This window comes from Armatimonas sp. (genome assembly GCF_043760365.1).
Taxonomy (GTDB): Bacteria; Armatimonadota; Armatimonadia; order Armatimonadales; family Armatimonadaceae; genus Armatimonas.
Genome location: NZ_JAYUPA010000734.1, coordinates 1 through 10,240, shown reverse-complemented (window position 1 = coordinate 10,240; position 10,240 = coordinate 1). Strand labels below are relative to the sequence as shown.

Here is a 10,240-nt window from a genome sequence, read left to right as displayed (position 1 = left end):
CCACGGAGTCTAGGTACACCAGCGGCCCGAGAAAGTCGTTCCAGGAGCCCACAAACACAAAGATCGCCAGCGCCGCCAGCGGGGACTTACTCAGCGGTACAATGACATTCCAGAAGATCCCCAAGCGCCCACAGCCGTCCAGCTCGGCGGCTTCCTCCAGCTCGCGCGGAATACTCGTGAAGAAGCTATGGAGCATGAAAAACCCGAAAGCGCTGCCGCCTGCCGGGACAATCAGTGCCAGCGGTGTGTCCAGCCAGCCCAGCGCGTTGAGCTCTAAATAAACCGGCACCAAAAGGATCTGTCCGGGCACCATCAGCGCCCCAATGATAATCGGAAATACCCACTTCTTGCCTGGCAGCTCTAGCCGCGCAAACGCATAGGCAGAGAGGGAGGCGACACACAAGATTAGAAGTGTCGTTGCTGTGGCGATCCCTAGGGAGTTGAGGAACCAGCGCACCAGCGGGATCTCCTCGGGCGTGCCCAACACTTCCTGAAAGTTTCCCAGCGTGGGGTGTTTGGGCAAGATGCTATCAAACTTGATCACCTCACCATCAGGCTTGAAGGCGGTGATAAAGATCATCGCCACAGGAAAGACAAAGATCAGTGCCGCAACGGCGATAAACAGCTCCGCCAGCGAGAGTTTCCGTCGTTTCATTTGGAGCTCCACTCCCGTGCTAGCAGGCCATAGAGCGCCGTATCCGTGACCTCTCCGGCCACGCACCAGCGCTCACGCAAGTAGCCTTCGCGCACAAAGCCAAGGCGCTCTAAAAGTTTCTGCGAGGCCAAGTTGCGTGGGTCAATGTCCGCCTCAAGTCGGCGCAGGCCCAGGGTGGCAAAAGCATGATCAATGGCCAGCCCAACGGCCTCCTGCGCCAGCCCTTGACCCCAGCGGGACTTTGCGAGCAGGTAACCAAGCTCAGCGCGGCCCCCCGAAAGATTAAGATCGTGCAGGGTGACGGTTCCAATAAGAACTCCGTCCTGCTCGACTCCCCACGGGAGCACGGCACTCTCGGCGGCTCCTGAAATATCCCGTGCCAGACGCGCCTCGGCCTGCGTGAGTTCTGTGTAGGGCGGATAGCTCCAGTAGCGCATCGCCTCCGGGTCGGAGAAGAGGGTGAAGATCGCAGGGGCGTCCTTGGGTGTCATCATGCGCAGGCAAACTCGCTCGCCCGTGAGAGTTTCCACTTATTTTTTCTCCCGCATGAGCCGGAACTGAAGAATGGAGAAGATTGCGATCACTAGAAAAAGCAGCCAGGAGATCGCGGCAGCGTAACCCATTCGGTAGTTATTAAACGCCGTGTCGTAGATATACTGTACCAGCGTTCGCGTCGAGAGCTCCGGGCCGCCACGGGTGATCATAAAGACCTGCCCGAACACTTGAAAGGAGCCAATCACATTCATGATCATTGAGAAGAGCAGCACGGGGCGCAGGAGCGGCAGTGTGACATGCCAGAAGATCTGCGAGTTCGTTGCCCCGTCTATGGCCGCCGCCTCGTTGTAGGATGTGGGGATATTCTGGATCGCCGCCAGTAGTACCAGCATTGGGCCACCCAGAGTCCACCAGAGTGTCATGATCACGATGGCGGGCATGGCCCAGTTCACATCGGAGAGCCAGGCGATCTTGATGCCAAAGAACTTAGTGAGGTAGGCGTTAAAGAGCCCAAACTCCGTGTTGTAGAACCAGCGCCAGAGTAGGCCAACCACACTGACGGTGAGCAGATGTGGCAGGTAGCACAGCGCTCGCCAGAGAGCCCGGCGCTTCTCCGAGACCTGCGCGAGTCCGACCGCCAGAAGCAGCGCCAGGATCAGAGTCGAGGGAACCGCCATCAGCACAAAGCGCACTGTCGCCCAGAGCGCCTTGGTGACATACTCATCCTTGAGCGCCTCCTGGTAGTTGGCAGAACCGACGAACTGTGCGGGCCGTGTGGTGAGAATATCCCAGCGAAAGAGACTCAGTCCCAGCCCAAAGAGCAGCGGCCCCAGCATAAACGCAACAAAGAGAATCAAGTGCGGCGCGGCAAAGAGCCAGCCCGACGCATGGTTGCGCTTCCTCATGGCGTCGCCTCGCGCTTAATGATTTCGTTGATGTGCTTCTCAGCGGCAGCGAGCGCTTCTTCAGGGGTGGCCTTACCCCGCAGTATTTTCTCGACCGCCAAGCCGTACTCGGTCTGGTACTCGAAGATAAAGGGCAGGCGGGGTTGGTACTGAACAAAGGGAATTTGTTTCGCGAAAGCACTCTGAACTGCCATGGCCTGAAACTCGGGCGTGGCACGCAGGCTCGGGCGCGTGGGAATTTGTCCCCCAGCAGCCCAGTCCACGCTGTTGTCCGAAAGAAAGCGCATGAACCGCCACGCCGCACGCTGTTTCTCCAGAGGAAGTCCGGCCTTGAGGCATAAATTATGAGAGTCGGCCCAGACGGCGCTGTGATTGGTTACTTGCGGCACGGGAGCGCCCGTAAAATCCAGATCTTTTTGTTTCTGGAGATCGGCGAGCATGTAGATTCCCTCAAATACCATCCCTATTCGCCCCTGCCGAAACCCGATCCAGGAGTCGATATTCTCGGGTGAGGGCACGAGACCCTCTTTGATAAGGCTCCGACAAAACGCTAGTGCAGCGATATTCTCTGGGCTGTTGAGCGTGCAGCGTGTGTAGTCCGGGGTAAACGGTGAGCCTCCGAACTGCTTCAGGAAGGTATAGGTGCACGTCTCAAAGTTGGTAAAGACGTAGCCCCACTGATCGGGCTCCCCGCTTTTGCCAGGCTTTTTGATGCGCCGCATCGCCTCTAAAAACTCCGTGCGGTTGGTAGGGGGCTTTTCCGGGTCGAGCCCGGAGTCACGAAAGAGCTTTTTGTTGTAGTACATGCCCATCGCATGCACATCGAGGGGAAGGCCGTAGTGGCTGCCCTCCACTTTAGCCGCCTCCCAGACATTGGCGTCCACGTCCGTGGACGCGGGAAAGTCGCCTAGAATCGGGTCGAGGGGTGCGGCAAAGCCTGCACGGGCAAAGCGCAGCAGGGCGCGTGTGTGAAGAACGAAGACCTCGGGCGCCCGCCCGCCCAGCCCGCCGACAAAGAGCTTGTTGTAGTAGGTGCCCCAGTCCATCCGCTGCATGAGCACCGTGATGTCCGGGTTCTCCTGGTTGAAGCGCCGCACCAGCTTCAGCATCGTGCGACCATCGGGTCCCGTGAAGCCGTTCCAGAACCGCACGGTCGTGGACGAGCCGCTCCGCCCGCAACCTGCGAGCGGAGCCAGCCCCAGTGCTCCAAGAAAACGCCGACGTGTCAGCATGTAGTACGCTTAGCGTCCCTGACCCTGATTACCCGAATAGCCGGAACCATAGCCCCCTTGTCCACCTGGTTGGGAGCCGCCGTAGCCTCTACCGTAGCCCCCCTGTTGGGGGCGTCCCCCCATATTGTCGGTCGGCTTGGTCTTCCCTGCGGGTGTCTGTCCATAGCTGGAACTATTGCGTTGCATGTAGCCTGCTGATGTCTTCGCACTGGCAGGCCCTGCATTACTCTCCGGAGCGAACATGCGGTAGGCGATAAATCCGACGATGGCTATTAAAGCCACCACGGCTCCGATAATTGCTCCCACTGGTATTGATTGCTTCATAGGTTACTCAACCCCTTTTCCTTCAACAATGGTTTTCATTGTATTTATTCCCAATTGATTCAGTGTATCCAACTTCCCCGAAGGCCAGCGGATCTCCACTGAGTCAATAGTTGTAGCACTTCCTAGCCCAAAAGTAAGCACACGCTCACTTTCTGACAAAAAACTACCACCACTTCGTACATAGCGCCGCTGCTTTTGCTTCCCTGTACTGACGGTCACCAGCGCACCAATCCCATCGCGATTTGATTTAGTGCCGATAAGTTTCAGGCGCAGCCAGTTATTTTGATTCCCACCATCATTGCGCAACAACAAGAATTTTCCATTGTTGTCCACAATCCCAACATCGAGATCACCGTCATTGTCAATATCACCGTACGCGGCACCACGGCCTACCAACTTGTAGTTTATCCCAGACTGCTTGGTCACATCACTAAAATTTTCACCCTGTTTGTTTTCAAAAAGTAGCGGCTCTTGTTTGAAGGTTAAATTGCTCTTATAGGTGCTGACAATATCGTCCACGTGACCATTGGTAGCAAAAATATCTTGCCAGCCATCAAGATTATAATCAAAAAAGAAAGTCGCAAAAGTGACATTAGAAAGGCTTGCTGCCGAAATCCCACGGCTCTGTCCTTTCTCCTCGAACATTGTTTCCATGCCTTCCATTGGCTCAAAAAGCGAGAGACCTTCCTCCGCAAAGTTACCAATTACTAAGCCTAGCTTGCCATTGTTGCGAAAATCTGCGACATCAATTCCCATTCCCGCCTTGGCTTTTCCACTCATTGAAAAGGCGATCCCACTCTCCACTCCCTTATCGGTGAAGTGCTTGCCTGCGTCGTTCATTAGCAAAAAGTTAGCCCAGGTATCATTGGCGACGGCGATATCCAGCCAGCCATCGCGGTTATAGTCCGCCACGGCTATTCCAAACGACTTTCCTAGAGCAATGTCTAGGAGTCCCAGTCCCTTGCTCACATCGCGGAACTGGCCCGTGCCCTCATTGTGGAAAAGTGTGCAGCGGGCGCCCTCAAAGTTACCCGGCGGGCAGTAGCCACGGATTCCGTTTTTGCCGCAGTAAGGGTCAATCTCAGGAGACCACTTGACATACTGACACACAAAAAGATCAAGATATCCATCGTTGTCGTAGTCTAGCCAGGCGCTGCTGCTGCTCCACTTGTGCTCTAGCTTCGTCCCCGGCAGTGGCACCCCAACCGTCCCGCTCTGCGCCGTAACATCACGGAAGCCTTTGCCTGCCTCGTTGTGAAAAAGAAAATTGGCCCCCACTGCCGTCAGATAGATATCCTCAAAGCCATCGTTGTCGTAGTCACCCACGGCCACGCCCATGCCGTAGAGCGTGATCCCGAGCCCTAGCTTCGTCGTGACGTCCTCAAACTTGCCAGCACCTAGGTTGTGGTAGAGCTTGGGAGTTGTCTTAATAGGGTTAGGATCACCAGGCCAGGTTGTGCTGTTCATGATGAGCAGATCGAGCTTGCCATCGTTGTCATAGTCGAAGAGGGCGAGGCCGGAGCCGACGGTTTCCGGCATGAGCTTGCGCCCTCGGCTCCCATTGACATGCTGGAAATCAATCCCGGCGGAGTGCGCGATATCGGTGAAGGCTATCGGGCGGTGTGCCACACTTGTCGTCATCACGTTATTAGTTTTGTTGCCCGGCTGACAGCCCGACAGAAAAACGGCCAGGCTCAGAGCGAGGAAATAGCTCTTCAACGGGCAATCCCCTCAATACGTTCAAGCTTCTCGGACATTCCTAGCCGTCGGTAGAGTTCTCTGAGCGTATTTTTCAGCGCCGCGTCCTTTAGGTTTAGTGCGTAGGCTCTCTCGTATTGATTGACCGACTCGGAAGCATCCCCCATAGCCAGGAGCAAGTCCGCGTACTCCGCAATCTCAGTGGCAGTGGCGTTGTTGCGCCGCGCCTTGGTCTGAAGCGTCTGACGTTTCTGCTCAAACGCGACATATTTCTGGTACAGCTTGAGCATCTCTTGGCTTCCTGCCGCGTTTCCCGACCGGGCGTAGATTCGCCCCAGCTCCAGATAGGCAGGCCCATTACCCGACTCTAAATCAATGGCATGCTCGATACAGCGTGCCGCACGGGCGAGCTGGTTCTTGGCCGCATAGCACTGCCCCAGCGCCAGCCAGACATCTTCCTGATCGGGGAGCTGAAAGACCACGCGCTCGTACAGGGCGGTCGCTTTAGCCAGGCGATCTCCGACACTGTTTCGTGCAAAGTAGAGGCTGGCCAGATCTTTTGCGTAGGTCGGGTTGTCTGGATCGAGCTGGACAGCGCTCTCCAGCTCCGTCTCTGCCTCATCGCGCTTGCCGATTTTTTCGAGGATCACGGAGCGCTGGTAGCGGATCGAGGGTGTCTGTTTTGGGTCAAGAGTGATGAGCTTGTCGAGGACCGCCAGCCGTTCCGCGTACTGATCCGTGACCTCGTAGGCACGTAGACGCAGAACTAAATCATCAATCGTCCCGCTCTTGGTGGCCTCAAAGATCGTCGCTAAGTACTCTTTTTTCTTCCCCAGCCCTAAATACGCCTCGGCCATTGCTGTCAGCCCACGCCGCTTCTTAACCGGGTCCGTGGAGGCAGCCGCTTTGCGTGCCCGCTCCAGCGCAACGGGGTAGTTGTGCTGGAGCCCTGCTGCGACGGCTTCCCAGTAGGTCGCATTGTCTACGTCTCCTGCCTGGCGGTAGGCCTCCATGACTTGAAGCGAACGATTGACATCGGGATTGGTGAGGGCAAGACGCTCTAGTGCCGATGCAGCACGCTTGAAATCCCCGCGCCGGGCGTATTCCAGACCGATATGCTCGTAGACATCAGGAGCATTGGGGTTTATCCGATTGGCTTTCTGCCAAACTTTCAGCGCACCGTCGTAGTCTTTGAGCTTATTGAGGATCAAGCCATAGAAGTACAGTGCCGCCGACTCGTCAGGGGTCTCTTTCAGAGCCGCTTCTGCGTATTTCTTCGCCGCTTCCACCTCGCCCATCGTCAGGGCACAGCGCGCCGCTAAGATATAGCCACCGGTGTAGCTCGGGTTTGTCTCGACGAGATACTTTGAGACAGCAAAGGCGGATTTATTATTTCCACACTCTAAAAAAGCCAGGCTCAGACGCTCGAGCTCCTGTGTGGAAAGCGATTTTTTATCCACACCCTCCCAGAAACGCCCCAAAACTTCATTGGCTCTTTTTGAAGCTCTATTATTGATGTAAAAGCCTGCCAGATTTGCCACGGGCTCCCATTTTCCAGGAGCGAGCGCAATCGCTTTTTCCAGCTCTGGCTTTGCCCGATCTGGTTCGGCAAGATGGGTTAGAGAACGTCCCAGGGGACCTGAAATCTGCGTGTCTGGCACTCCCAGGGAGCGGGCTGCCTCTAGGTTGCGTCGTGCCGCGAAGTAAAAACCGGAGCGCTCCTCAACAATTCCAAGGTTGAGATAGGCCTCTTTATCGGTGAGATCTTTCTTGAGGCGAGCCTGCCAGTAGCGCTGCTTCGTCTCAAGGCTTGCGGAATCGGGGGGAAGAGGGGGTTTTCGTGCCATCCACCGGGTAAGCGCCAGTGCACCTAGTGCGAGCCCGAGGACGATACATAAGAGAGGAAGCAGACCATTGCGACGCTTAGTGGGGGACGTCGGTGTGGCTTGAGATTCCAGATCCATGAGAGTAACGAAGGAACAACGCCGGAAGAAAGCTCTCCCGGCGTTGCAGTCTCGATGCTGAGCCTACCAGGCAGAGCCTCTGTTATCGTTGCCACGAACACCATTGTCAGCAAAGATATCGTACGGGCCACCCCAGTCAGCTTTGGTGTCTAAGGCATTGCCAGCGTTACGACCGATCCTGGTCTTGCCTGGGATAATCCAGTACTGGCTTAGCTTGATCGCTTTTGCATGACCATCAAAGAAGATCACGTTACAGAAACCAGCATGACGAGCAACAGGTGTCATGTAGGCATCGCCACCGCCATCCCAGCTAGAGCGAAGCGGGGTCTCGAAACGGGCGCTTGCCGCCGCCTTGTAGCCGCCCGGTCCCTTGTAGTTATCCGGATTTGCCCGGAATGCCACACGAGCCGCCTGGTTTGTTGACCACATGTCACCATCGGCACCCATTGTCAGTGCACCGGAGTCGGCGAACATGACGGTCTCTGCCGGGCGGCTGTAGCTTGCCGAAGAGGCGACGCTACCATCCCAGGTCGTCATCGGATCGTTGATGCCGTAGCCTGTTCCTATACCACCACGCACACCCTCAGCATCATCGGCCCAGTCCGGCCCCTGCTTGGACGACTGGCTGGGACAGACCAAGACGTTGTAGTTCTTCACGTAGGGCTGAATAATGTAGTGCCAGAACCGCTTCCAGTCCGCCACGGAACCATTGCCAGGGCCTCGCCCCGTGTAGACACCCGACGCACCGTAGCCGAGCTCACTGTTGGCATAGCTCATGTGGGCGGGAAGCTCCGATTCATCGTAGTCCTGCGCATACATCATGGCGCCGATTCCGAGCTGCTTTGTATTGCTCAAACAGGCGATAGAACGAGCCTTCTCGCGTGCTTGTGCAAAAACGGGGAAGAGAATTGCTGCCAGAATCGCGATAATCGCGATCACCACGAGGAGCTCGATAAGTGTAAAGCCTGCCTTCTTAGCAGACACCGAAGTTGTCTTCATATAGAAAACCTCCCTGTAAAATTTCAACGATGATTGTCAAACTTTAGAGTCTTCAAAACTTTTAGAAAACCCGTTTAGATAATATATCACATCCCTGCCTTCGAGCGCAAAGGTAAGATTGCACACTGCATTATACTACGACGCTGCGAAGATCGTGTCGCGGTTCTGGAGATGGCCTCGTAGGAGCTTTCGCGAGAGGGGTAGCTTACCATCAATCACGCCCTGTGCCTTGGCCATTGCAACAAATTTCTCGGCATTCTGGAGAGTCTTCTCCCCGATTACCACGCCTTGAGCATAGAGCGTGTGGTCGAACTCCTCACGCGGGTGCACTGCACCATCATGGATATGCAGGGTGGGGAAAAACAGGGAGTTGCCCATACGATTGTCGAACTCAAAGGCTATTGGATGGACACTGGCACCGTTTTTGGCCGCCGCCTTGAGCTGAAAGACCGTGAAGCCAAAGCGTCGGTAACCGGGCACCTGATCCCAAGTCTCTTTGGGAATAATAAAGCGCGGGTCGAGCCGGGCGAAGTCCGCGACGGTTGGCACAAAGCTCGCCACAAAATCCCCCACTTCCTCGACGGGCAATAGAGGATCTGCTGCCTTGGAAAACGACTTCAGTCCGCCGCCACCAGATCGCGTAGGGGGCTCGACGGGAAAGCCTTTCCTGAGATCGTCGAAGAAGCTGGCGTACTCTTTCAGGTTGACAAAGCGCACCGCATCGGGCTTGCCCTGCACCACAGGAACAGGCAGGATCATGGCGACAGGCTTTTGCGCCTTCCAGCGCATCTGGTAGACCACAAACTGGCTTCCTTTGCCCGTCAGCCGCGCAAAAATCCGCGTGTTGGTCACGCTCTCCACCGCACCAGAAAAACAACACATGAGACTAGTCCTCCAGCCCATTGGACTCAGAGTCGCGGCGCAGACTTCACTTCTTGCCGTAGAGGGCTTCCGGGTTGGCGAGAACCGGGGCGATCTCCGCCCACTCGCTTTCTTGCGCTTCGCGGAAGTAGCACGACTCGTGGCCGGTGTGGCAGGTGGGGCCGATGGGCTCGGCGAGGATCAGAAGCGAGTTCAGCTCGCAGTTGACGCGCAGCGAGCGCACAAGCAGAAACATTCCGCTCGTTTCGCCCTTGAGCCAGAATTTCTGGCGCGAGCGGCTCCAGAAACAGACCTTGCCTTCGCTAATAGTGCGCAGAAGCGACTCGCGGTTCATAAAGCCCAGCATCAAGACGGTCTGGTTGGCTGCATCCTGCACGATTGTAGGAACTAGCCCATTCTCGTCAAAGCGAAGCGTATCTATCGGAAAGTTCATGCGTTTTTTTTTCGTTCCGGGAGGTTGCGCGGCTGGCGGCGTGCGACCAGCCAGAGTGCTTCATCGTAGCCATCGCCAAAATCTACACGGGTGACGGCGGAACAGGAGAATTTTTGGATGTCGCCCCACTCGGCCCCGCGTGATACCGCCTGAAAGTGTACCTTCTTTTTGCCAAAACCCACCACGCGCCCAATCTGAAACGAGCCCCCCGTGCGCTCCTGAAAGACCTCCAGTAGCGGGAAATGCGCCCCCACCGACGAGAGCAATCCGGGCATGTCCACGAGCAAGAGATCCGGCTGAGGCTTGGGGCGCTCTCCCAGTAGCTTGAGCGCAATAGGAGCAAATGTCTCGTCTTCGATGCACTCCTCAATATCTTTGATCCGAATGGCAGTGTAGCCATTGAGCCGCATCGTCCCCGCGTTCAGAACCTGCAGCAGCACCAGAGTGTCCGAAGCACTCACCACAAAACCGCGCCATGGGCGCGTGTCACAGCCCCGGCGAACCCAGACTAGGCTCTCTGTGGTGTAGGCCAGCTCCAGTGCGCGAACGATCTCCCCACGTTTCATGACTCTCCCCCTCCTGCGTTCTTTATCGCACACCCCTCAAGACAAATTAAAACATGCCGCCTGATTGCCGCCCATCCAGCGCGCCGC

The 10,240-nt window shown here is 56.3% G+C and carries 11 protein-coding genes; all 11 read right to left on the bottom strand.

The features are described 5' to 3' along the window. The coding region (locus ACH2EH_RS17360; RefSeq protein WP_395143545.1) for a carbohydrate ABC transporter permease at positions 1 to 655 on the bottom strand (655 nt) is incomplete at its 3' end. Continuing rightward, positions 652 to 1,185: a GNAT family N-acetyltransferase gene (locus ACH2EH_RS17355; protein ID WP_395143543.1), complete on the bottom strand. Its 534-nt coding sequence runs from the start codon at positions 1,183 to 1,185 to the stop codon at positions 652 to 654. The genes ACH2EH_RS17355 and ACH2EH_RS17360, both read right to left, overlap by 4 nt. Continuing rightward, complete coding sequence (locus ACH2EH_RS17350) at positions 1,186 to 2,055, bottom strand: carbohydrate ABC transporter permease (protein WP_395143541.1); 870 nt, start codon at positions 2,053 to 2,055, stop codon at positions 1,186 to 1,188. It abuts the gene before it with no gap. Continuing rightward, positions 2,052 to 3,287, bottom strand: coding sequence for an ABC transporter substrate-binding protein (locus ACH2EH_RS17345; protein ID WP_395143539.1), 1,236 nt, complete (start codon positions 3,285 to 3,287; stop codon positions 2,052 to 2,054). Before ACH2EH_RS17345 ends, ACH2EH_RS17350 begins: the two co-directional genes overlap by 4 nt. Positions 3,288 to 3,296: 9 nt before the next feature. Beyond that, positions 3,297 to 3,611, bottom strand: coding sequence for a hypothetical protein (locus ACH2EH_RS17340; protein WP_395143537.1), 315 nt, complete (start codon positions 3,609 to 3,611; stop codon positions 3,297 to 3,299). A gap of 3 nt (positions 3,612 to 3,614) precedes the next feature. After that, positions 3,615 to 5,252, bottom strand: coding sequence for a CRTAC1 family protein (locus ACH2EH_RS17335; RefSeq protein WP_395143547.1), 1,638 nt, complete (start codon positions 5,250 to 5,252; stop codon positions 3,615 to 3,617). A 74-nt stretch (positions 5,253 to 5,326) separates the two neighbouring features. Next, on the bottom strand, positions 5,327 to 7,273 hold the full coding sequence (locus tag ACH2EH_RS17330) for a tetratricopeptide repeat protein (RefSeq protein WP_395143535.1): 1,947 nt from the start codon (positions 7,271 to 7,273) through the stop codon (positions 5,327 to 5,329). 63 nt (positions 7,274 to 7,336) lie between these two features. Continuing rightward, a complete protein-coding gene (locus ACH2EH_RS17325; RefSeq protein WP_395143533.1) occupies positions 7,337 to 8,272 on the bottom strand; it encodes a prepilin-type N-terminal cleavage/methylation domain-containing protein in 936 nt (311 codons plus the stop codon). 135 nt (positions 8,273 to 8,407) lie between these two features. Beyond that, entirely contained in the window at positions 8,408 to 9,154 is a 747-nt protein-coding gene (locus tag ACH2EH_RS17320) for a hypothetical protein (protein WP_395143531.1), read from the bottom strand. Positions 9,155 to 9,200: 46 nt separating this feature from the next. After that, a complete protein-coding gene (gene hisI / locus ACH2EH_RS17315; RefSeq protein WP_395143529.1) occupies positions 9,201 to 9,587 on the bottom strand; it encodes a phosphoribosyl-AMP cyclohydrolase in 387 nt (128 codons plus the stop codon). Continuing rightward, the gene (locus ACH2EH_RS17310) at positions 9,584 to 10,153 is read right to left on the bottom strand and encodes a hypothetical protein (protein ID WP_395143528.1); all 570 of its coding nucleotides are present in this window, start codon (positions 10,151 to 10,153) and stop codon (positions 9,584 to 9,586) included. The genes hisI and ACH2EH_RS17310 overlap by 4 nt, the downstream gene beginning before the upstream one ends. Positions 10,154 to 10,240 lie beyond the last annotated feature (87 nt).

Coding starts and splice junctions, on each gene's coding strand:
- ACH2EH_RS17325 (WP_395143533.1), bottom strand. CDS start 8,272: ATGAAGACAACTTCGGTGTCTGCTAAGAAGGCAGGCTTTACACTTATC.
- ACH2EH_RS17330 (WP_395143535.1), bottom strand. CDS start 7,273: ATGGATCTGGAATCTCAAGCCACACCGACGTCCCCCACTAAGCGTCGC.
- ACH2EH_RS17345 (WP_395143539.1), bottom strand. CDS start 3,287: ATGCTGACACGTCGGCGTTTTCTTGGAGCACTGGGGCTGGCTCCGCTC.
- ACH2EH_RS17320 (WP_395143531.1), bottom strand. CDS start 9,154: ATGTGTTGTTTTTCTGGTGCGGTGGAGAGCGTGACCAACACGCGGATT.
- ACH2EH_RS17335 (WP_395143547.1), bottom strand. CDS start 5,252: ATGACGACAAGTGTGGCACACCGCCCGATAGCCTTCACCGATATCGCG.
- ACH2EH_RS17340 (WP_395143537.1), bottom strand. CDS start 3,611: ATGAAGCAATCAATACCAGTGGGAGCAATTATCGGAGCCGTGGTGGCT.
- ACH2EH_RS17350 (WP_395143541.1), bottom strand. CDS start 2,055: ATGAGGAAGCGCAACCATGCGTCGGGCTGGCTCTTTGCCGCGCCGCAC.
- hisI (WP_395143529.1), bottom strand. CDS start 9,587: ATGAACTTTCCGATAGATACGCTTCGCTTTGACGAGAATGGGCTAGTT.
- ACH2EH_RS17310 (WP_395143528.1), bottom strand. CDS start 10,153: ATGAAACGTGGGGAGATCGTTCGCGCACTGGAGCTGGCCTACACCACA.